Annotated in this window: 16 protein-coding genes and 2 pseudogenes; 10 read left to right on the forward strand and 8 right to left on the reverse strand. The window is 40.0% G+C overall.

Annotated features, from left to right (window positions below):
- Positions 1-101 precede the first annotated feature (101 nt).
- From ISX59_RS08230 to ISX59_RS08255, 6 genes are all read left to right on the forward strand, one after another.
- The gene (locus tag ISX59_RS08230; protein WP_220575807.1) at positions 102-1154 is read left to right on the forward strand and encodes a kelch repeat-containing protein; all 1053 of its coding nucleotides are present in this window, start codon (positions 102-104) and stop codon (positions 1152-1154) included.
- On the forward strand, positions 1141-1467 hold the full coding sequence (locus ISX59_RS08235; protein ID WP_232307369.1) for a DUF4907 domain-containing protein: 327 nt from the start codon (positions 1141-1143) through the stop codon (positions 1465-1467). The genes ISX59_RS08230 and ISX59_RS08235 overlap by 14 nt, the downstream gene beginning before the upstream one ends.
- 375 nt (positions 1468-1842) lie before the next feature.
- On the forward strand, positions 1843-4032 hold the full coding sequence (locus ISX59_RS08240; RefSeq protein ID WP_005780738.1) for a cation:proton antiporter: 2190 nt from the start codon (positions 1843-1845) through the stop codon (positions 4030-4032).
- A 37-nt stretch (positions 4033-4069) separates the two neighbouring features.
- The gene (locus tag ISX59_RS08245; protein WP_005780737.1) at positions 4070-4909 is read left to right on the forward strand and encodes a patatin family protein; all 840 of its coding nucleotides are present in this window, start codon (positions 4070-4072) and stop codon (positions 4907-4909) included.
- A 136-nt stretch (positions 4910-5045) separates the two neighbouring features.
- On the forward strand, positions 5046-5756 hold the full coding sequence (locus tag ISX59_RS08250) for a type 1 glutamine amidotransferase domain-containing protein (RefSeq protein WP_217737772.1): 711 nt from the start codon (positions 5046-5048) through the stop codon (positions 5754-5756).
- 2 nt (positions 5757-5758) lie between these two features.
- A complete protein-coding gene (locus tag ISX59_RS08255; protein ID WP_220575808.1) occupies positions 5759-6487 on the forward strand; it encodes a nitroreductase family protein in 729 nt (242 codons plus the stop codon).
- Here the strand turns inward: ISX59_RS08255 and ISX59_RS08260 are convergent.
- From ISX59_RS08260 to ISX59_RS08290, 7 genes and pseudogenes are all read right to left on the reverse strand, one after another.
- Positions 6484-7748, reverse strand: a pseudogene (locus ISX59_RS08260) (MFS transporter). The gene ISX59_RS08255 and the pseudogene ISX59_RS08260 overlap by 4 nt on opposite strands.
- Positions 7749-7965: 217 nt before the next feature.
- Complete coding sequence (locus tag ISX59_RS08265; RefSeq protein ID WP_220575809.1) at positions 7966-10278, reverse strand: ABC transporter permease; 2313 nt, start codon at positions 10276-10278, stop codon at positions 7966-7968.
- A 339-nt stretch (positions 10279-10617) separates the two neighbouring features.
- Positions 10618-10725: pseudogene (locus tag ISX59_RS08270) on the reverse strand (ATP-binding protein); the annotation flags it as partial.
- A 335-nt stretch (positions 10726-11060) separates the two neighbouring features.
- Positions 11061-12098, reverse strand: a complete 1038-nt coding sequence (locus tag ISX59_RS08275) for a YhcG family protein (protein WP_005821283.1) — start codon at positions 12096-12098, stop codon at positions 11061-11063.
- 23 nt (positions 12099-12121) lie between these two features.
- A complete protein-coding gene (locus tag ISX59_RS08280) occupies positions 12122-12760 on the reverse strand; it encodes a hypothetical protein (RefSeq protein WP_005821281.1) in 639 nt (212 codons plus the stop codon).
- A 17-nt stretch (positions 12761-12777) separates the two neighbouring features.
- Positions 12778-13749 carry a hypothetical protein gene (locus ISX59_RS08285; RefSeq protein ID WP_044301490.1) on the reverse strand — a complete coding sequence of 324 codons (972 nt, stop codon included), beginning with the start codon at positions 13747-13749 and terminating at the stop codon, positions 12778-12780.
- A 187-nt stretch (positions 13750-13936) separates the two neighbouring features.
- A complete protein-coding gene (locus ISX59_RS08290) occupies positions 13937-14263 on the reverse strand; it encodes a hypothetical protein (protein ID WP_234058984.1) in 327 nt (108 codons plus the stop codon).
- Positions 14264-14924: 661 nt separating this feature from the next.
- Here ISX59_RS08290 and ISX59_RS08295 point away from each other — a divergent pair.
- Together ISX59_RS08295 and ISX59_RS08300 are read left to right on the forward strand one after the other, a co-directional pair.
- Positions 14925-15947, forward strand: a complete 1023-nt coding sequence (locus ISX59_RS08295; protein WP_234060305.1) for an ISAs1 family transposase — start codon at positions 14925-14927, stop codon at positions 15945-15947.
- Positions 15944-16474 (forward strand): IS110 family transposase, encoded by a 531-nt coding sequence (locus ISX59_RS08300; protein ID WP_005821273.1) that lies wholly within the window; start codon positions 15944-15946, stop codon positions 16472-16474. Before ISX59_RS08295 ends, ISX59_RS08300 begins: the two co-directional genes overlap by 4 nt.
- Positions 16475-16891: 417 nt before the next feature.
- Here the strand turns inward: ISX59_RS08300 and ISX59_RS08305 are convergent, their stop codons facing one another.
- Positions 16892-19363 (reverse strand): hypothetical protein, encoded by a 2472-nt coding sequence (locus tag ISX59_RS08305; RefSeq protein ID WP_005821271.1) that lies wholly within the window; start codon positions 19361-19363, stop codon positions 16892-16894.
- Positions 19364-20700: 1337 nt separating this feature from the next.
- On the opposite strand from ISX59_RS08305, the gene ISX59_RS08310 reads away from it, so the two are divergent.
- Positions 20701-20886 carry a hypothetical protein gene (locus ISX59_RS08310; protein ID WP_044301493.1) on the forward strand — a complete coding sequence of 62 codons (186 nt, stop codon included), beginning with the start codon at positions 20701-20703 and terminating at the stop codon, positions 20884-20886.
- Positions 20887-21305: 419 nt separating this feature from the next.
- Positions 21306-22994: a hypothetical protein gene (locus tag ISX59_RS08315; protein WP_122296708.1), complete on the forward strand. Its 1689-nt coding sequence runs from the start codon at positions 21306-21308 to the stop codon at positions 22992-22994.

Consider the following 22994-nt stretch of genomic DNA (forward strand, 5'->3'; position numbering starts at 1 on the left):
GGTAGAGAGAATGTGCCTGTTAGTCGATCCTTTTTTTCACCCTTACTGATGTCGTCTACATTTGCGGTCAGTAATTAACGATTAAAAAACAGAATAAAAGGATGACTGGAATAGAAAAAACTGTAGCGAGTAAGTCCGCGTCCGGAGTATTGGTGCTTTGTGCCATACTCTTTTGTTTGTGTGCCTGTACGGAAGATGCTTCCTATACGGCCGGAGTATGGTACCGGCGTTCGGACTTTGACGGGGTAGCACGGACCGATGCTGCCGGTTTCACCATTGGTAATAAAGGGTACATCTGCGGAGGCTATAACGGAAAAACGACCCGGCTCGCCGATACCTGGGAATATGATATCGACAATGACTGGTGGACTCAGCGTGCCGATATGCCCGGTACGGTCCGCAATGCTGCCACCGGCTTCTCGGTAGGTAGCAAAGGGTATGTCACTACCGGATACAATCCCGATCAGAAATACCTGTCCGATACGTGGGAGTATAATCCGGAAACGAATAGTTGGAGGCAGATGGACGACTTCAAGGGAGGAGCCCGCTATTATGCCCTTGGCTTCGGGATTGATAATTATGGTTATGTGGGAACCGGTTACAACGATAATTACCTGAAGGACTTTTATCGTTTCGACCCTACTGCCGCAGCCGGTTCACAATGGACTATCGTGAACGGTTTCGGAGGACAAAAGCGTCAGGGAGGTACGGCATTTGTCATCGACGGGAAAGCTTATGTCTGCGGAGGGCAGAACAATAATTCCGATGTATCGGACTTCTGGTGCTTCGACCCTTCCGCTGCTACACCTTGGACACAATTGAGAGACATCGCCAATACGAGTGATGATGATTACGATGATGACTATACATCTATTGTCCGTTCCTATGGAGTCAGTTTTGTGATCGATGGAAAAGCTTATCTGACTCTGGGTTCCACTGCCGGAGGAAGCTATTATTCGAATTATTGGATTTATGATCCGGCAACCGATCTTTGGGAAGGTGACGACCTGACGGCGTTTGAAGGAAGTACCCGTATCCATGCTGTTTGCTTCTCTACCGGGACCCGGGGTATTGTTGCGACGGGTGGCAGTGGTTCGAGTTCTTACTTTGACGATGCCTGGGAACTGAAACCTTATGAATATGAAGAGGAATAAGAAGCTACTTTGTATGATATGCGTTGCCTGCGCTGTTTCAGTCCTCTTTTTCTATGATCGGCATGAAGCTTGTACGTATCGTCTCAAAGTAATTGAAACAGAAAATGGGAACGGATATGGTTATCAGATTCTTTGTGGCGACCGGGTAGTGATCTGCCAACCATACATACCTTCCCTTCCGGAGCGGAAAGGGTTTGCTTTGGAAGAAGATGCCCGGAAAGTAGGCAACCTGGTATTGGAACGGATCAAGCAGGGAAATGATTTTACAATATCGGCTGCCGACCTGAAGGGGCAGGGAATTACCGGCGATTAGTGAACAGGTGTTTTAGGATACATTCGAAACTATGTTCCCGTTAGTTTAAAACCAAAGTCCTCTGGGTTTTTAACTAACGGGTTTTACCTCTTAAATCAACAAGCCTTTGGTTTTAAATCAATTTTGTGTGTTGTTATAATCTTGTTTTCCTGTTGGTTATCTTTCTCTTTTATTCTTTCTTATTCCTCTGTATCTTCGTTTTACTGATGACAAACAGGAACTTTGAAGCGGAAATAAGGAAAGTAAACAGAGTGTCCATATATTCTTTTCAGTGCCTTTTTATATGAATCAATATTTAAACCCGCTCTAAAACTATTTTTTCTTTTGGTTTGTTTTATCTTTGCATAGACACACTTCACACAAAAACATGCTTGTATGCAGAGAGCCAAAAAAAATTATCTTATTTATGTAATCATGTTGCTCCTTTTCGGGGCACTTATTTACATGGCTATCGAGGAAGGTGACCGTTTTTCACACCATGTGGTAGCATCATCAGCTGTTGCGGAGGAGACTCCTTTCGCTATGTTTTGTCAGTTTGTCACCGACAACCTGCATCATCCGTTAAGTATATTGTTGATACAGATAATCGCTGTCTTGTTGATGGTGAGGCTTTTTGGTTTTCTGTTTAAACATATCGGGCAGCCGGGGGTGATTGGTGAGATTGTGGCGGGAATTGTGTTGGGACCTTCCGTGTTGGGCTATTTCTTTCCGGATGTATTCCAGGCCCTGTTCCCTCCGGAGTCCCTTACGAATCTTGAATTATTGAGCCAGGTCGGTCTGGTACTTTTCATGTTTGTGATCGGAATGGAACTCGATTTCAGTGTACTTAAAAACAAGATCAACGAAACATTGGTCATCAGCCATGCAGGTATATTGGTTCCGTTCTTCCTCGGCATCGTTGCATCTTACTGGATTTATGAAGAATATGCCGCTGCCCAGACAAGTTTCCTGCCGTTTGCCCTTTTCATCGGTATCTCTATGAGTATTACCGCTTTCCCGGTATTGGCCCGCATCATTCAGGAACGGAATATGACGAAAACTCCTTTGGGAACTTTGGCCATAGCTTCGGCTGCTAATGATGATGTCACTGCCTGGTGTTTGCTGGCTGTAGTCATAGCCATTGCCAAGGCCGGAACATTTGCCAGCGCTCTTTATGCCATCGGGCTGACTGCCCTTTATATCATAATCATGTTTATGGTGGTACGGCCGTTTCTCAAGAAAGTAGGAGAGGTGTATGCCAATCAGGAGGTGATTAATAAAACATTTGTGGCCCTGATTCTGCTGATTTTGATTATTTCCTCTACGCTTACCGAGATTATCGGTATTCATGCCCTGTTCGGAGCCTTCATGGCAGGAGTCGTGATGCCTCCCAGCCTGGGATTCCGTAAAGTGATGATGGAAAAAGTGGAAGACATTGCTCTTGTCTTTTTCCTTCCGCTTTTCTTTGCCTTTACCGGGTTGCGTACGGAGATTGGATTGATTAACAGTCCGGCGCTTTGGGGAGTCTGCCTGTTGTTGATTACGGTTGCTGTGGCAGGAAAACTGGGTGGTTGCGCCGTTGCCGCCCGTTTGGTGGGAGAGTCGTGGAAAGACAGTTTTACTATCGGTACGCTGATGAATACACGGGGATTGATGGAGTTGGTTGCATTAAACATCGGATACGAAATGGGAGTGCTTCCACCTTCTATTTTTGTAATCCTGGTCATTATGGCTCTGGTGACTACCTTCATGACCACCCCGTTGCTGCATTTTGTTGAACAGATTTTTGCCCGTCGCGAAGAACGTTTATCGGCTAAGTTGAAGTTGGTCTTTTGTTTTGGACGCCCGGAGTCGGGACGCAGCCTGCTTTCCGTCTTTTTCTTATTATTTGGAAAAAAGATGAAAGCTGCCCATGTGGTCGCTGCCCATTTTACGGTGGGGACGGACTTAAACCCATTGAATGCAGAGCAATATGCCCGTGATAGTTTCTCGCTGGTGGACGAAAAAGCTTCCGAGTTGGGACTTAGTGTTGAAAACCGTTACCGGGTGACCGATAAATTGGTGCAGGATATGATCCGGTTGGCACGAAAAGAGCGTCCTGACATGTTTCTGCTGGGAGCAGGAAGTAAGTACAGACCGGATGCTGCCGGAGGCAGCGGAGTGTTATGGCTCTCTCTGTTTCGTGATAAGATAGATGATGTGATGGAACAGGTGAAATGTCCGGTAGCCGTTTTTGTCAACCGTGGTTATAGCGGAAACGTCCCCGTCTCTTTTGTGTTGGGTGGGGTGATCGATGCTTTTCTGCTTACTTATCTTGAGAGTATGCTGGAGGGGGGCGCACAGGTACATCTTTTCCTCTTCGATACGGATGATGAGGCTTTCCGGCAGTCTACAGAGCCGATACTGGCCAAATATTCCTCCCGGATACGAACGCAATCCTTTAATAGCGCCGTTGATCTGGCTTCGGTAGCAAAGGACGGCTTGCTTGTGATGAGCCACCTGTCCTATACGAAGTTGTCCGAAGAGGAAGAAGTGTTCCGTGATTTTCCTTCCTTGTTAGTCATCCGGCGGCCTAAGAAAAACTAAGGTACTACTAATTTCTAACGATTAATTATTCTGAAAGATGACAATCGATAATCAAACCGGTCTGGTGCTTGAAGGCGGAGGTATGCGCGGAGTGTTTACCTGTGGGGTACTGGACTATCTAATGGACCATGATATTCGTTTTCCTTATACGATCGGGGTGTCTGCAGGGGCTTGTAACGGCCTTTCGTATATGTCCCGACAGCGTGGGCGTGCCAAGTACAGTAATATCGACCTGTTAGAAAAATATCATTATATCGGGCTGAAACATCTGCTTAAGAAACGGAATATTCTGGACTTCGATCTCCTCTTTACGGAGTTTCCCGAGCATATACTTCCATACGATTATCAGGCATACTTCAATTCTCCCGGGCGTTATGTGATGGTGACTACCAATTGCCTGACCGGAGAAGCCAATTATTTTGAGGAGAAAGAGGATAAAAACCGTGTGATCGACATTGTCCGTGCTTCCAGCAGCCTTCCTTTCGTTTGCCCCATAGCTTATGTAGACGGTATTCCCATGCTGGACGGAGGTATTGTCGACTCTATTCCTTTGCAACGTGCCATAGACGATGGATATCGGAACAATGTGGTTGTCCTTACCCGGAACCGCGGTTATCGGAAAGAGAATAAAGACATCCGCGTTCCCTCTTTTGTTTATCGTAAATATCCGAAGATACGTGAAGCGTTGAGCAGGCGTTGTGCTGTATACAACGAACAGTTGGAGATGGTTGAGCGTATGGAAGAAGAGGGAAATATAACTGTTATCCGGCCCCGGAAACCGGTTGTTGTCGATCGCATTGAACGTGACATTCATAAACTGACCGATCTGTATGAAGAAGGATACGAATGTGCGAAGCAGAAGTTTGAAGTTGGCTGATATCCCGGCAAAGAATGTGGATGTTTTAAGAAGCCGGGTCACAAGTGGTTGAAAATAAAGTTAAAAGTCTGATTGGTAAAGTAACAAGTAGGTTACAGCCATGTTCCTATATAACGTCACTATAAAAAGAATATATATGGATACCTTGAAAATGCTGGCTGTTGTAACGGGAACGGATATGTATGCTGATGGAAATCTGGAAACAGGGTTGTGGCTCAGTGAGTTGACCCACATCTATCATTGTGCGGAAGAAAAGGGATATGAAATAATCATAGCAAGCCCCAAAGGTGGCAACGTCCCTGTTGATCCGGAAAGTTTAAAGCCGATGGTTTTAGACAAACTTACGAAAGGGTATTGGGATGATCCTGAATTTAGGAATGAGTTGCGACATGCGAAGAGTTTGGACGAGGTTGCCGGAGAGCTGTTTGATTGTATCTATCTGGCGGGCGGACATGGTACGATGTATGATTTTCCTAATAATACCACTTTGCAGACGATTATTAAGGAGCATTATGAGCATACTAAAATAGTAGCCGCGATCTGCCATGGTGTAAGTGGGCTTTTGAATGTCAAATTGTCCAACGGAGAGTATCTTATAAAAGATAAAAGGCTCACAGGATTTTCCTGGTTTGAGGAAAGTGTTGCCAGGAGAAAGAAGGAGGTACCTTTTGATCTTGAAGCAGAGTTGAAAAAGAGAGGAGCCGATTACGAAAAAGCATTGATTCCGATGACCTCAAAAGTAGTGGTGGACCATAATCTGATAACGGGGCAAAACCCGTTCAGTTCAAAAGAAATGGCGGAGGTGGTAATGCAACAATTAAATGGGAAAAATAATTTGATCAGATAAAAATGAATTTAGAGGAAGTCTTAAATTATCGTCGTTCTGTACGGGTGTTTGATAGAGAGAAACAGTTGGATCCGGAAAAGGTGAAACATTGTCTGGAACTGGCAACGTTGGCACCCAACAGTTCAAATATGCAATTGTGGGAGTTTTATCAGGTCACACAACCAGAGTTGCTGGCAAAGATATCCAAAGCCTGTCTTGACCAGACTGCGACTTCAACAGCTTCAGAGATTGTCGTTTTTGTTACACGTCAGAATTTATATCGGAGCAGGGCCAGGTTTGTACTCGATTTTGAAAGAGGGAACGTCAGACGAAACAGTCCCCGGGAGCGTCAGGAAAAACGTATCAAGGACAGAGAACTCTATTATGGAAAGTTAATGCCGTTTCTTTATGCCCGCTTCTTTGGCATACTGGGTTTTTTGAGAGTTTTATTGACTAAAGCCATCGGCCTTTTCCGCCCTATTGTGCGTGAGGTTTCCGAGGGTGATATGCGTGTCGTCGTCCATAAATCTTGTGCGCTTGCCGCTCAGACATTTATGATTGCAATGGCCAACGAAGGGTATGATACTTGTCCCTTGGAGGGCTTTGACAGTAAACAAATGAAGAAACTGTTGAAATTGCCTCATGGTGCCGGGGTGAACATGGTGATTGCCTGTGGAATACGGGATGGAAATAAAGGAATCTGGGGTGAACGGGGCAGAGTACCGTTTAATGAAGTTTATCATAGAGTTTAATGTTGCTTGTATCCGTTTAGGCCATAATACAAAATGTAAGCTTCTCCGGCAATGACCAACAGCCATGTCCAAAGCCAGTTGCCACCCATCACATCGGCAAAGATTCCTTGCAGAAGAGGAATAATACCTCCTCCGATGACTCCCATTGTCAGCACTCCGGATGCCTTAGTGGTATATTTCCCCAGTTTGTCGGTTGCCAATGTAAAAATGGCCGGCCACATGATAGAGTGAAAAAGCCTATCAACGTCAAGATCCAGGGATTGGCCGTCAACATCGCAAGCACGAGTAGTATGATGGCCCCGATAGAGGCTGTCACCAATTGCTTTTCAGAAGGGATTCGCCTGATAAAGGAGCCTAAGAAGCGTCCCAATAGCAGAAATCCCCAATATAAAGCGGCCATATGCGTGGCATTTGAGGCGAACGATCCTCCGAGTTCGGATGCATACATATTGACATTGGCTCCGACGGCAACCTCGATGCCTACATAGAAGAAAATTCCCCATACCCCTAATTTGAGATTTCTGAATGACCATACGCTTTTATCGAGGTTTTCTCCCGGTGCTTGGAGTACATTGCCGATAGAAGGCATTTGTATTCTGCCGACAAAAAGGGTGACAATCAACATGATCAGAATCAATACGATCAGCGGGATAATAAATTGCTTCGTCACGATGTCATGCAAGGGTGTTCCGTGAAATATCAGATAACTGATTACCAACGGAGCGATAGCCATGCCGATCGAGTTGCTCGTTCCACCGATCATCTGCCGCTGCAAGGCCGTCGTTTTACCAATCTGGCAAACCGTGAGATATAGATTGAGCACTACTTGCAGGATCGTGGCGGCTACACCGATCACGAAAGAGCCGATCAGAAAAATGAAAAAGCCGACAGAGATAGGGTTGCCGATGATGGTGACCTGCATGGGTGTATATATATGGAAAAGCACGGCTGCTTCATAGATCGCCAGTCCGGCGATAAGTATCAGCAAGGCAAGAAAAGACGTTTTTCGGTATCCGTATTTTTCCAGCCATCGTGTCCCGAATCCTTCGGATAGGGGATAGGCAAGGAACCATGAGAAATTCAGCATCGTCACCAATGCATTGGTGATATTACCATCATGGGGCAGCATAGCTGTTTGTAACGGTATCTGAAACTGTTGATTGATGACGGTGAAAAGTCCTACAATAAAATACAATATCAGCATTACCGTAAATACGGTAAATACGTTCACGACCTTGGCTTGATTACGCTTTTGATTCATAAGAGATCATTTGGATTACATGCTTTGGAAACAATCTTTCGTCTTGAAAGTTGAGTAAAAACATATTATTTACCCATATTATAATGAAATTTGAAAGACTTCTTCATTCTGGCAGCGAACTAAATATGAAGTGCCCCCAAAAGTCAGACACAAAACTTTTGGGGGACACTTTAGTTGGACACACCTTCATAACGGGCAGACGCAATAGAGGTCGTTTTTATTCCTTTTTCAAAACACTTGCCGGATTCAGGTGCATTATTTTATAAATCTTGTATGCCGTAACCAAGAAGATCAAAAGGGCCATCGTGAAGAACAACAAGATTCCCCAATTCCAACTATATATGCTTTTCAAACTACTTTTTTGTGCGATCCCTATCAACACCAATCGTACTAACGGATAGATAATTACGAAGACAGATAGGTAAATAATCAGATAGATTTTGCCGAATAACAGGGCAATCACTTTCGGGGTAGCCCCGTTTATTTTTCGGATGGCTACTTCCTTTTGACGGTTTACCACATCCATGGAGATTCCGGAATAAATACTTAATATCAACAAGAGTATACTGACTATTGCCAACAACAGGGATGCTGTCTGCAAGAGTGCTGCAGTTCCCATAACGGACTGTTTGGAATCACCCGTATTACGAATATCAAGAGGCAATGTCTCAGGTACATAACGCCGGCAGATCTCTGTTATTTTTTCCAGGGCGACCGGAGTAATATCCGAATGGAGGGTTTTAAAGTAATAGGTGTAGGCTTGCGGATTAACTAAAAAGACAGAACCGACTGCCCTGTTCTGAGCATTTTCCTTGTTCAGTGCGCGGTAAGTTCCGGCAATCCGGTATTCTTTGCCATCCAACGTGACACTGCCTTCTATACTATCCCTCTGCAATTGTTCTTTAAACTGTTCGCTTATATAAACAAAACCTTGAGCATCCTTATCCACCAATTTTCCGGAAAACGGGATCTTGAAGAACTCAAAATAATGGGGCTCTGCTTGGATCATCAGCACATTTCCTCTCGGCTTTCCGTTTTTCATGTAGGTCATGTAGGTATAAACATCGGCATCGAAAGTATTGAAAGCGGATGTCCGATCGGTTATCTCGGACAAGGACTGGATATCCGAAAGAATGGCATCCATGTTTTTCTGCATGCGTATGGTATTGACCGATATTGAAATCACCCGGTTCTCTTCTTCCGTGCTCAAAGGATGGTACATTCCTTCAAACATCTCATTGAATAAAAGCGTTATGCCAAATACACCGCCTGTGAAAAGGATGGAGATCGCCAATTGCAAAGCAATCATGAAATTGCGGAACACATGCCGCTTCTGTCTCTGTACGACCGAATGGAGGACACTCAACCGGCGTAACCGATAGATAGGATAAAGAATGGCGAGCATGCAGATCAACAACAAAACGAGATACAAGCCTAATTGTGAACCATATAGATCTACCAAGGAGAATGAGATCATGTCTTCCGGACGGATGTATGTATATGCCAAAGAGAGGGTGATTTCCGTCACGGCCAATGACAGAAAGAAAGCGACAGATAGCATCCAGAAGATCTCGGCGAAAAGTAAGGCAAACAATCCTTTGATGTCCGAACCGATACATTTGCGAAGCACCAGTTCTCGTTGCCGGTTATAGAACATCTGGATAATGAACTTCAGAAAATTGATCAAACCAGACAATAAAATCAGAGAAGCTATAAACCGGGCGAGCAGAATACTTATCGTTCTTTGGACGCTGTCATTCTGTTCCGACTCCAGGGAAGCATATAAATAGATATCCTGGTCTCCATGCTTCCAGGTCAGGTTCTTTAACTGTTTATTCAGGCTTTCCGTCGTGGTTTGTCCGGTGAGACGTGATCTGATACTGAGTGGAGTACGGGACTTTGCGGACAGGGGAAAATAACAATCGATTGTTTTTCCACGATGATCTTTTTCTTCTGTCAAAGCAACATTGACAATTTTATACACCATAAGATCAGACGAGTCGTTAGCCTCTGTCTCCTGACGGATGACTTGACCTATCGGATCTTCTTGTCCAAATGCTTTCCGGGCAAACGATTCGGAGACGATCACCTCATTGGGAGCTGTTATCTCTTGATTGCCATACTTCAATTTGAACGAATTATAGGTGAAATAATTAGGTGATACATTTTTGAACGACACCAAAAACGGCAGTTCCTGTTGTTTTTTGTCGATGGCCGTAATTTCTTTTCCATTGCTATAAGAGGAAGAAGCCACAAGGGTATCTATGCCCGCTATTGGCAACTCTTTCAGATAATCAAAATCCTCCTTAAACAAATAGATATCGGCGGCTGTCTGGGAAGATGTTCCGAGCAACCGGATGCTGTATTCATTATCATCGGACAGTTCAATCTTACCGGATACGGCATCAATAAAATAATTCATCATGCAGAAGCAGGTGATGCCTATCGCCAAACAAATAGCCGAAATAAGACTATGAACTTTAAAGTTCATTAAATTGCGTAATGCTACTTTCAAGTAATGCTTAATCATGTTCTATTACTGTTTTTTCTTTATACTTGCAAGAATCATGCCATATAGCTAAATAGCTATTATATAATACAATATATTCTCGAACGCTTTCTTGTTATTGTGCGAACACGCACAAAGGCAGTTCACTATCGCACAATTACATCCGGCTGCCCCTCTCGGAACAAAAAAGTGAATATATGCGTTAAGAACTGATTCATAACGCATTAAACAGAGAAGTTCGGAAATAGGAACAATGGCAATAAAGCAAGGGAATGTGGAAAAAACGGCTGATACCCACCCACTCAAAACGGTGATATCCGTTCACTTTTTATCATTATCATCCATGTTGGGCAAAAATAGTTATTTTTTTCTCATGCTTTCACCTTTTAGCTCAAAACGTATGCCTGTATGTACGATTCTGTCCAAAATGGCATCTGCCGCTGTGGTATTTGTACCCAGTATATCATACTAGTGGGCTATTGGCTAATAATCAGAATATAAACTACTTTTTAAGGGACGACTAATTACAGTTGAGTTATTTGAGAATATGCAAAAGAAGGCAATCGGTTGAAAATTAATCTATTATATTCATTTTTTTGAGTTTTGGAGGTGAGTTACGATTTAGTAACGAAACTATGTTTTAGATTTATCGTCCTGTTTATAAATAACTTCCGCATAAAGAAGAGCGAAACAGGTAACGGATTTGCAACAAGCGAACTTCGGTGAAGCTCTTCATTTTTCGAGTAGTTCTTTAGCTCGAATGTAAAGGTACAAAAGTTTTTGGAGTAGCAAAACAAAAGTTGCTACTCCTCGCTTAAATCACCACTCTCCTCGATGGAATTGATTTCTTGGATGAGTAATGCCTGAAGTTCGTCTTTGGGCAGCAACAGTTGATACTCGGCTACCCCAATCGGCTTGTTTATATCTTGCAAAGCAATCTCTACATCCAAGTGGTCCTTGTCGGCGCAAAGAATGATACCGATTGACGGGTTCTCATTCTCTCCTTTTTCCAAGCGGTCAAGCAGCGAAAGGTAGAGATTCATCTTGCCTACATACTCTGCCTTGAAGGCCCCGAGCTTCAATTCAATCGCAACGAGCGACCTCAAACCTCTGTGAAAAAAGAGCATATCCACTGCATATTCCTTATTGTTATACTCCAGACGATATTGGTTTCCGATAAAAGAAAAACCTTTGCCCAACTCCAGTATAAACGACTTGATTTTAGATACTAATCGCTTCTCCAGTTCCAACTCCTTAACAGGCTCTGTTATTCCAAGGAATCCCAAGTTGTACGAACTTTTAAATACTTCATTCGCATAGTCGGCTTGTGCCATCGGCAGTACGGCATCAAAATTATTCGTTTTGATTTTCGTCTGACGGGATGCGTAGGTATTCATCTTTATCGCATTGAGCAACATATCTCTCGACCAACCTTTCTGCAAGCACTCTTCGGCGTAGAATAGGGTTTCATTAGCAGGCAATGCCTTGTCTAAAAGTAGCAAGTTGTGTCCCCACGGCAAAACTGCTACAGCTTGTAGCAGTTTTGTATCTTCTTGATAATAACGCTCATATAATCGCTTCATGTTCCAAAGGTTACGAGGTGATAACCCCATATCAGGAAACTGCTCTTTTAAGTCCACCGACAGCCGCTTCACCACGCCACTGCCATATCCGCTCTCCAAGTTTCTATCAAAGAGTAACTTCCCGATATTCCAATATACAGAATTGACGGTAGTGTTTACTTGCCGGGCAACGGTAGTACGAGCAGTCTGGATTTCAGAAACTGCCTGCTGCAATATTTGAGCGTACTCGCTATCGTTTATTATTATTTCTTTTGCCATATCATGAATCCTTCCAATGCCAATTATACTATTTCAACCTGGATTTTTATATTAAATGCATTAGCGATGCGCTCAATATCCCGTTTTTTCGTAAGCGTACTACTACATGTCATCAGATACCAACCGTTGCCTACCGGCTTTTGTGAACTTTTATACTTCTTATCAAGCGTATTAGAAATCAAAGGTACTTTGTTTAGCTTCATTCCTAAAGAACGAACACGGTCTGCACCTGCTTCTATCACAAATTTACGGAAAGTCTCGGCAGCTTGCGGCTCTTGAATCATGCGACCATCAGCAAATGTAATCTTCAATCGGGTAGCCGGTGCTATTTCGCCTTTCGGCCCGATCTTACCTATTTCCTTATGCTCCACCTGTGGATCAGGAAGAATCTCTTTGGCATCCGCTATATCTGCTGTGAAATTTCGTTTACGAGACAAGTGTACACTAATAGGTGAACCGGGTACATAATCCACAACAAGCACTAATTCGCGCTGCACTTGCTTTAAAGCCGGTGCAATCGTCTCGGTTACAATCGGAAGAATTTCCTTTTTGATGATGTTCTCTTCCAAATCACTCACTTGCTTTTCAAGATCTTCATTCAATGAAAGACCTTCTTTGCGCAATGTTTCCATTGCTTTGTATAGGTCACTTAGTCGGGACATAGATGCTTCTATTTTTTCTATTTTGGAGAATTATTATAAAGTTCTTCTTCTAATTTGCTAATACGTTCTTGCATAAGTTTATTTTTACTTTCCTCACTTGAACTACAATATATTTGGATATATCCGCACAAAAGAAAGCAAATCAAACTCGTAATAAAGGCTAAAGACCTTAACTTATAATCATCAAAAAGATACTTTTTTGAACAAGTAGTTGCATGAGAAAGCAATCCCCTGTATTCTATAAGAACATATACAATACCTTCAAAATTCACATCTTTCTGTCTTGTTTTGCACTCATCCAAAAGCCACTTATAATTCCCTGTATTATTGTCTCTTTCTTTTATCATTGAGATTGCAGAAAGTACACAAAGCTTTAATAGGTTAGATTTCAAAAAACTTCCAGTCATTTTTTGCTTATGAAAATTCCCCTCAGCAAAACAAAATTCAAGCATCATAAAATAGTTTATAAATGCAAAATAGTAATTGCTATCATCGAAAAAAGCTTTAGCCTGCCTATAATAACTAAATGGAATATGAGCTTCCGGCAACATTCTTCTAAAAATAACAAGATTTGACAGATTACTGTTTGCTACATATTTTTCAGCTTTTCGTTCCTGCTTATTCCGTTTCAATGATGTAATAGGAATTTGTCCTTTTTCATCATCTGTCTCGTATATCCAATTAACTTCCAACTCATCAACATGAATTTTTGAGACCTCAAAATTGAATGCACCCATAGCCTCTATATAATAAAGCCATTCTTCCATATCTTTATATATTTCATGTTTTGTGGCTTCTATATGTGTAATTCCGTCCTTTACATATAACTTAGGTGCATATTTCATATAATCCTTAATGGATTTTGTTATACTAATAAAACGTTTCTCATCTTTTTCATATAAGGCAAACTCATAAGGATATAGTTTTGCAATTATCTCGCCTTTAAGTAAGAATAACCCTTCTATTTCTGCACATATTTGTAGTCTCATTTTTTACCATATATTTAATGAAGTAGATTGTGACGTTGTGAGTTCTCTGTCCAGTGCAAATATTCCAACAAGGGAAACAGCTTCTTCCCCATTTTCTTATTAACATTGGTTATTATAATCAATTGAATAAAGAGTTTAATGGTATCTTCTGGGACTTCATGGCCGCAAGTATGTACTCTCTCATTATTCATTTCTGATAAAGTTTTTTTGTGCGAATCTCTGTCGGTTCGTATCCATATGTACTATAACGTCCATTTGAGCTTTTTTTGTATTTCCATGTATAAACAAAAGAATCTCCAAATGCGCTCTCTGTAAATTCTGAAATTATTCTTCTCACTCTATACCAAAGAAACAGACAGTAGATTGCGTAACCCAAACCAAAAACTCCAACAAAAACAATTGACCATATCCATAAAGGAAGTTGGATATCCCATGTTTCTGTTAGGGTTGAGGTAATACAGAAAGTAATCAAACCTCCTGTTATTCCAATAATAATATCTTTAAAATAGTTCATATAATAATTACTTTTATAATTCATATTCTTCATGTGTGATTGGGGTCTCAGGGTCAACGATGAGGACTTCATCGTAGGTAAGGCCGTAAAGCTGATAGACCATTTTATCTATCAATTTCTCCTGCGCAATTTTATCTACATTCAACTCTTCTTTGTGATTTAGTATGTTATCAACCATCTCAATAAATGAAGACTGACTTTTACTTAGAGCCTGTTTAAAAATAGCTGAAATCTTTCTCTAAAGAAGTTTCCGTATCAGTCGGATAGTTTTTTTCTTTGAAGTGACCAAACTTAAAAAAAAAATGTATCATACTGATTTAACGGAAACAGAGTGGCAATATATAACAAAAGTACTGAACCTGCAAGAAAGAAAGCGAAAATATGATTTACGAATCACGGCTTTTTCATTTAAGAAATCTTGTTCATCGCTTTTTGTTGTAGTAAAAACCCTTATATTTGCGCACAGCGATGCGGAAGCACCGCCTTATGTGTTTCTTCTTATCGTTCATTTTAATTTTTTTATAGGCGGAATTCAATAGTGATATGGTCTTCCGCCTTTGTTTTTGCGACAGCAAAAATGCGGTTTATTTATCTGATATGCAACTTTTTACATACAATTCTACTAAAGAAGAAACACTTTGACTGTCTTCGTGGCAGCATCATGACTCATTTGAGAAAATTTGTATCCTCAGTCCCTGAATACCGCAGAACAAGCAGGGGAAACTTCAAGCACAAACTTGAAGACATACTCATGCTTGTCCTATTGGGGAGGCTCAGCAAGTGTATTACCAGGGCTGAAATACTTCAATTTGGCAAACATCACTTAAAACGCCTGCAGGCCAAAGGGCTATTCCCGTATGGGCTACCCTCAGAAGCTACGCTTTGCCGTGTGTTCCAAAGCATAGACGATGAAAAGATGGCTGATCGAATGTCTGCTTTTGCAGACTTTTTCCGCAAGGAAATATCCACTTCGGCAACTGACATCATTTGTATTGATGGCAAGGCCATGCGGGGTACCTTGTACGAGAACGGACGTAACCCTGATATCGTCTCTGCATATTCACTCCGTTCGGGCTTTACTTTGGCTACTGATGTTTGCACGGAGAAAAGTAATGAAATCAAATCCGTGCCCCGGTTGTTGGACAAACTAGACGTGTCAGGATGTGTAGTCACAGCAGATGCCATGTCATTCCAGAAGGTAATAATAGACAGGATTAGAGATAAAGGATCAGACTTCGTGATCGAACTCAAGGCGAATCAAAGATCTTTGCGCTATGACTTTTTGAAGAAGCACTATCCTGATGGTGAATACCATGCGGTTTACGAATCCGGCTTCAGCGGCTTTTCAACTTACTACGCATTGCAAGAAGTGGGTATCGATTGTATAGTCATTCATGCCGCGGATGTTCCCACTACGCAATATGAGGAAACGATGAAAACCGACAAGGTGGACGCGGTCAAACTCGTAAAGTCGCTCAAGGCAGGTCTGCTTACCGGGATTTATATCCATAAACGTGATGACATTGATGCACGGGCTGTGGTACGGTTGAGAAAAACCATACAGAAACAGTTGGGAGGTTACAAATCCAGAGTAAAGCATTTGCTGCATAGCAACGGGTGGTTTTCCCCGAACGGTTTTCCAAACCTGGCAGCCATTGGTCGAAAGTTTTCATCAACTGGTTGAAGAAAGAAGTTACCCTGCTTTCCAGCACACGTAACTCTCTTGATCTGCTGATAGCACAGGTGGAAAACATTCGTCAAACCTTGTTGATGGCGACAAGAAAGGTGAGGGAGCTTAGCCGTAGTGAACGCTATAGGAATGACTACGAATTGTTGACTTCCATTCCTGGTATTGGTATCAGTGTGGGCATGGCTCTTCTGACTGAAATAGGTGACTTTAAACGCTTCCGGAACGAAAGAGAGTTTGCCTCCTATTTAGGACTTGTTCCTACAAGCCACAGCAGCGGTGATAAGGTGGCACATGGCGAAAAGACATTCCGGGGAAACAAGAAACTCGGCCCGCAGATTGTGGAAGCTTCATGGATAAGCATTTACAGGGACACTGGGCTTGGCTGTGCATATATCAGTTACAAAAAGAGAATGGAACCGCAGGAGGCGATTGTGAGAGTGGCAAGAAAGCTGTCGAACATAATCTTCTCTGTGCTTAAAACCGGCAAGAAATATGAGCCATACCAATGGAATGAAATATAAAAGCATACAGACTAATAGGCAACTTCATAAAACGACTCCTGTTCATAACTGATGAGCCATTTGGCTTTATCTTAGATAAGATTGTTGCGTTTTTACCTATCTTCTGAAGAAGTAAATTGAGGTGCGGTGTAATCCCGTGTCCTCTTATAGAAGTTTGTCTGATAGGTCTGTTGCTTTTTTAGTCAATATCGAATTCACGTTAAGGTAGTAGTCTATTTATTGGGTTGGGAGAAAAAATAATGGACAACTAAGATCGTTTATAGAATCTTTTCATAATTCTGGAATAAAATTCTTATCGCCTTATTATAAAGGCTTTGGGAGGAGTACCCAATTTTAAGGTAATGAGTTGGCAACTAACCAAGTGGTATACTTTTCAATTATTATAGTGGACTACTTTGGGGCTATTATTTACACTCATTATAGGATGAAAATCATGATCAATACAATAAATAAGACCCAATATAGTATAGTTACTTTATTGAACCAAATATTCCACTTTTTCTTCGCTTTTTCTTTTCCATCCTCTGTTCTTGTATCTTCTGTGACTATCTCCTTTTGAGGAAACACATGATTCAACATCAGCACAAAAATACCCAGACAGAAAGTTATACTAAATATAACCCTAAGATAATCAATGGGATTCTCTGAAGCGCCTAACGCACCGATAGAGGTAGTAGCTAATGCTAAAAAGGCGGCAAAAATGCCCAACGTTTGTACCATATTCCTCTTGGTTTCTTCTGCCTTTTCATTAAATTCTTTAAACAGTTCATCGAATTTCTTCTCTTGTAGTTTGTTTTTATTCTCATAATGACTGAAATACAAGGAATAGAAATGTGCAATATAGTTGTTTTTTAGGAATTTGAAGTTCTCAAATTTATTTTTAAGTTCTTCTTTCCCAACCGGTCTCAACCAAGTAGAAGCTATAAAAATAGTTTCTTTGTTAAGCTTGGAAGTAAATAAATCGGCCTTCAAGTTTTCTATTACATTTGATTGGACAACCTCCACATAATCACCTTCTTTTTCTATAATATCTTTAGTATGATACTCTTGCCTGGTTATGGATAAAAATCTATTATCAGATGTATCTTTCCACGTAAAATTAAAAAAGCAATCTTGATATAGAGAGGCAAAATTCATACAATAGGTATTATTTTCTATGCTTTTTAATAGTCGCGAGAAAATATCCAGCAATGCTTCTATTTCCATACGGAGAGTAAAGCCGAAGCTATTATAGTTGTTTTTATCACAAAGTGCATTCAAAGCATTCAACACAAAATCTGTATGCTTTATAATGAATGAACAAGAATAGACTTCAATGTCAGTTTTGAGCAGCATATTCAACTCACGTAGATATTCAAATTTTGCATCAAGAGAGGCATTCTTCAGTCCTTCAAGTCGTTTTATATATTTTCCGTATTTAACAAATTGCACTTTTGCATGTTGTGCAATTTTGCGGTTATAGGAAGATATATCCTTATAATCGATTGGTATGTCTTCTTTTTGTGCCTTGTAGGCCAAAGGTATCTGTTCAAAATGCTTTGCAATCTTTTCAGCCTCTTTGTGATAGATCACTTTACAAAAATGTCTTTCATACCCCCTTAACGTTGGCTCGTTATCCAAATATATTTTCTCTTTCTTTAATAGCTGATTATATACACGTGCCTCTTTAAGCAGGTCATTGGAAGCGGTGTCGCAATACTTGTTCAAAAGCATATTAACATCCAGCGTATCTCTTTTCGTAAAGGTATCACAATCCTTTTTTGAATACAGTTCGTCCACCCTGAAATTTATAGTATTATGCCCGCCTATAAATGTATAATCATCTAATAAATTGGATTTATCGCTATTGATAGTTTTATATATAAGAAAGTCGTTTTTAAAATCCACCAACTGCAACACGTGCAAAAAGTTGGTTCTTATGCTCTTATCGATCAAATTCAACGGCAATTTGGAATCATTGTCAAAAAAAGAATACACTTGTTTGATGATAGTCCGTAGGGTAAGCAATGCTTCAAGTTCTTTCTTCCCGATGATAAAATTATGGTCGATATAAGTCATTTCCAAAATGTATAGAAAGAGATATGGATAAATAGAACTTATCTCCAGCAGTATGGCCAAATCATCAGGTTCATAAGTCAGTTTACCAATCCCCATTTGATATTTGCTCATTTCATCTGCCGCTTCTTCCACTTTCATCAGATGGAGTGTTGCATTGTTTTTATAGTCTATTACATTATCTATTTTCCTATTAAATTTGAAATATAGATCGCATAAGTTTTCAATATTTCTCAAGTAATAATTAGCATCACTTCTCGCTATAAACATCAGGACAATCTTATCCTTGTGCATTTTATAATTATTCCTTATATGTTGTCTTAGTGGGTCAATTCTTTTATTACTGAGATAATCATCATAAAGATATTCAGCTTTTAAAACGGAAAGGGTGAATAATGTAAATATATTCAATGATTGATTGGCAAAGATAGGACAGGTATACTCAGTATCCATCCAGACAAAAAGGGTTGCCCACAAAGCATCTCCTTTTAATTTTTCACTATCTTCATCAATTAAAAGATAAAATTTAGTAATATTCTGTTCTAAATATTCTAACAAACTGTTTTCATCGTTTTTTCTTGAAAAGTGAAGTTCTTCCAGTTCTTTTTTAATCTCATCATCATCAGCTTTAATTGAAACTTCTGACAAATACAGAATATGCTCTTTAAAAGCCTTTTCAACCTGTGTTAGAAATTTTGATGTAAAATGTCCTTTGGGGTCTTTCCCTGCATTAAGAATAAGCTGGACTGGAGAGAAAATAGCATTTTTTGCCTCATTATTGTACAAGCTCTTTTCAATCTGATCAAAAGGCGTTCTGCAATTGTGTGTATCCATAGTATAAAACCCCTGCTTTAGGCAGGGGTCATAAAAAATTAAAACTTTACCCCTTTTATCTAGGAGTAATTATTCTATTCTCTTGTAGGGCTCTTATCTGTCTTATAGCTTTCTTGTTAGCCTTAGCATTATATTGAATCTCTCTACTAACAATTCTCCCCTCTCCTTGAATGCAATTAACAGGAGAAAATGCGACTTGATTATCATTACGACAGATGATAGCTCTTTTTGTCCCAGGTTTGACAATACTTACTGAGACGCTTCTTTTAACACTCATGTTACTGCATATAGATTTTGTGAAGCTAAAGGTATAAAAAAAATGGCTTATTATACTTATAGCGCCAAAAATAAATATTGATTTAAGCGTAATTAACATTATGGCTTCTCATATCTATAAAAGCAGTTGTCTGAATAGGGGCTTGGATAGCCATTGAAAGCAGCATCCGTATCTATACTTACCGATTGATATTAAGTAAGTAATATCCCGAAATTTGTATTAAAAAGCGGCAAAAATGGAATCATCTTTTTTATTTACTTATATTTTTATCGGGCAGCAATAATTTTTTATAAACAGATGATATTCGATACTGTTTTCTTGATGCGTTGCTCTTTGAGAACGATATCGGTATATAATCAAATTCATCAACTGTCTCAAAAACAAGTTGACCTATCTGATTCTTCAATTTATTATTTGAAGCTATCGTAAACTTATTTTGTATTAGGATTATCAGCCGGAAGCATTAAAGATATTTAAGTTCAGGCTATATTCAGGTACGTTGTTTATTATGAGATTCAAGTAGTTTTAAATATATATAAATGTTTTAATCAACGTTTGGATATATGAATTAACAATATATGCCTTATAGTCCATTAAATTCAAACGACAGACTTTCATGCGCAACGACTTGAATTTATCCTTGCTGCCATAGTCGATCGGTTTATGAAATCTTGCAAATGGCGGGAATGTCACTTACCGGCAAAATGCACCTCATGGGGGGCATACAAAAAAAGGTTTTTCTTCAAACTTGGTGGTAAGTTTTCCTCTGTTCTTTTTTATCTAATTTCAGGTTTCGGAAGTAAAACTCGTTGTTTATAGTTGACAAAGAAGTAAGTATCCTGGTTTTCGCCCGAAAAGACCATCCGTGGGATGGAGAAGTGAATCCGGAATCTAACCATCTGAAAAACAGTATCCTTGAAGCGTGAAGTTTCTCTCCTCAAAAGCTTTGTTTTAACACAGAGTTAAAGCTTGTTCTTTAGATGTGAATAACAAGTTCTTTAAATGCAAAAGACTTGTTATTGGCGCATAAGAATAAGACAATCTGAAAAAGGCGTTAACAATGTTAATTGAAGAAAAATATAAGTATGAGGATACCGGTTCAAGCGGTGTAAATCCGCTTTCTAAACTTGAGTTATCCAATTCGGTTGGTGTCTGTTTTATTATCTCCGGAAGTGAATCTAAGGCCATATCTCCGGGAATTGCAGATTCTTTTTGTGATAACATCTTATATATTAGCGGCTTGTAAGATGTTCGTTTGATATGTATATAATGGTATACATTATTATATATGAAATAATTATACCCTTATTTTCTTTTATGTTGAGGACTCTTTTCACAGTTCTATATTACGTGGATATTTTCTTATTTTATTATTATATAGGTATGAAGAAGCTGTTTAGGCTTTTTCTTTTTACTTGGATTCCATTAAAACTCAGACTTATACAAAAAACTCTAATTTTTTTTCTCTTAACTCTTGCTTAGTATAATTATAATATCTACATTTGCTTCGAACAATTAAATATACCCAATTATTAAAGGGTTCTTTAAAAAGTATGTTAACCATTGGCAATTGGCAAATATAGCCAATTTTGATAGAATAGAGAAGAATTAAGGTATTACACACATATTGAATTATTTATATTATTAACACTAAAAATTGAGATTATGAAAAAGAAACTCATGATGGTTGCAGTGCTTTTGGGTGCGTTGTCACTGGGAGCTTGCGTAGACAACGACGAATCGGCATCGGTAACAGCGGTGCGTAACGCGAAAGCAGAACAACTGAAAGGTGCTGCTGCATTGGCTAATGCACAGGCAGAGGCTGAAACGATTAGAGCAAATGCAGAAGCTAAATTGAAGGAAGCGGAAGCTGCTTATCAAGATGCGAAAACTGAAGCTGATAAAGCAAAATGGGCAGCTAAATTAACTGTAATCCAAGCTGAGGCAGCTCGTGATATAGCAAAGGCTCAAAGAGATCAGAAAGATGCGGAAATGGCTATTATTACTAATCAGGATCAGTGGATTAACAATACTCTTTGGAATAATTATTCTAATGCAAGTAGTCTGTTAATTAACTTGAATTCAGAGTTAATCAACGCTACTGCTGATGAAATCGCTTTAAAAGCAGGTGTAGTTTCTGCTCAGAAAGCTGCTGAAAAGATTGCTGTAGTGAAGAATCAAATTATAGCACAACAGACGGAGAGAAAAGAGCAATTGTCGAAATTATCTTCGATTGCTTCTGACCGTGCTGCATTAGAAAAAAAATTCCAGACACTTAGAGTTGAATATACTGAACTTACAGCTGCAAAAGGAAAAACGGCAGATGCTAAAAAAGCTGCTCAGGCTAAATTTGACGAAGCACAGGCTAAAATTTGTTATGATAACTACGGAAATACTGATAAATTATCTTCTGATTTAGCTAAAGCAGGAGCGGAGTTAACAGATGTTGAGGTTGAATATAATAACCAAACTCACAGATTCTCAGTGACTACTTCTAATTCTGTAGAAGTTGGCGAGAACAGTAATAATGCTCAGTATGTTCGTTTTTATGAATTGGGTCTGAAGAGCCAAACTACATCTGCAACTCTTGCTTTCCAAAATAAAATAAAATATATTAAAGAGAATTTCGTAGGTGTACCTTCAAATACAGATAAGGGTATACAGGCTTCAGGTGCATATCGTAATATAGAATCTTTGGCTGCACAGAAAAAACAATTAGAGGCTGATAAGGCAGCAGCTACTACTGATGCTGAAAAAGCTGATATTCAAGCTGAAATTGATGCATTGCAACCTGACATTGAAAGAGCTGACGAGGCTTTAGAGGCTGCAAAAAAATATTTGGCTGAAGTTGAAGCTGAATTTAAAGCATTCCAGGATGCAGTAGCATTGTTTGCTAATGCAGATGCGAAAGCCGCATACGACAAAGATATCGCTGATGCAAAAACTTTGGCTGAGGCTTTGGTTGCAGCAAGTGACGCTGATGATGCAGCGCAGTTGCCGTTAAATGCCATGAGTACAACTCTACAGGATGTACAGACTCTTTTGAGCTCAACAGCTAATATTGATGAACTGATTGCTGATTGTGATGTTCAGATTGCTAACGCAAAAGAAGATATTGCTAAGGCGAATAGTACTAAAACTATTTATGTTTGGGACAATCAAGCTTACTGGTTAAATGGAAAATGGTATCCAGGTTATGTTGTTGACCAAAATAATATGGGAGAAGATACAGCTGAGGCTTTGCATGCTTATATGGTAGATCGTATTGAAGCTTTGAATGCTCAGATTGAAAGTCAGGGACAGATTGTGGAGAAATATAAAAAGCAACTGGATGATGCCATTGCTGCTTTGTAA

Source organism: Bacteroides sp. FSHCM14E1, from assembly GCF_019633785.1.
Taxonomy (GTDB): domain Bacteria; phylum Bacteroidota; class Bacteroidia; order Bacteroidales; family Bacteroidaceae; genus Bacteroides; species Bacteroides hominis.

Excerpts from the sequence above, each read along its gene's own strand:
- ISX59_RS08230 (WP_220575807.1), top strand. The coding sequence starts at position 102 with ATGACTGGAATAGAAAAAACTGTAGCGAGTAAGTCCGCGTCCGGAGTA.
- ISX59_RS08235 (WP_232307369.1), top strand. The coding sequence starts at position 1,141 with ATGAAGAGGAATAAGAAGCTACTTTGTATGATATGCGTTGCCTGCGCT.
- ISX59_RS08240 (WP_005780738.1), top strand. The coding sequence starts at position 1,843 with ATGCAGAGAGCCAAAAAAAATTATCTTATTTATGTAATCATGTTGCTC.
- ISX59_RS08245 (WP_005780737.1), top strand. The coding sequence starts at position 4,070 with ATGACAATCGATAATCAAACCGGTCTGGTGCTTGAAGGCGGAGGTATG.
- ISX59_RS08250 (WP_217737772.1), top strand. The coding sequence starts at position 5,046 with ATGGATACCTTGAAAATGCTGGCTGTTGTAACGGGAACGGATATGTAT.
- ISX59_RS08255 (WP_220575808.1), top strand. The coding sequence starts at position 5,759 with ATGAATTTAGAGGAAGTCTTAAATTATCGTCGTTCTGTACGGGTGTTT.
- ISX59_RS08265 (WP_220575809.1), bottom strand. The coding sequence starts at position 10,278 with ATGATTAAGCATTACTTGAAAGTAGCATTACGCAATTTAATGAACTTT.
- ISX59_RS08275 (WP_005821283.1), bottom strand. The coding sequence starts at position 12,098 with ATGGCAAAAGAAATAATAATAAACGATAGCGAGTACGCTCAAATATTG.
- ISX59_RS08280 (WP_005821281.1), bottom strand. The coding sequence starts at position 12,760 with ATGTCCCGACTAAGTGACCTATACAAAGCAATGGAAACATTGCGCAAA.
- ISX59_RS08285 (WP_044301490.1), bottom strand. The coding sequence starts at position 13,749 with ATGAGACTACAAATATGTGCAGAAATAGAAGGGTTATTCTTACTTAAA.
- ISX59_RS08290 (WP_234058984.1), bottom strand. The coding sequence starts at position 14,263 with ATGAACTATTTTAAAGATATTATTATTGGAATAACAGGAGGTTTGATT.
- ISX59_RS08295 (WP_234060305.1), top strand. The coding sequence starts at position 14,925 with ATGACTCATTTGAGAAAATTTGTATCCTCAGTCCCTGAATACCGCAGA.
- ISX59_RS08305 (WP_005821271.1), bottom strand. The coding sequence starts at position 19,363 with ATGGATACACACAATTGCAGAACGCCTTTTGATCAGATTGAAAAGAGC.
- ISX59_RS08310 (WP_044301493.1), top strand. The coding sequence starts at position 20,701 with ATGTTAATTGAAGAAAAATATAAGTATGAGGATACCGGTTCAAGCGGT.
- ISX59_RS08315 (WP_122296708.1), top strand. The coding sequence starts at position 21,306 with ATGAAAAAGAAACTCATGATGGTTGCAGTGCTTTTGGGTGCGTTGTCA.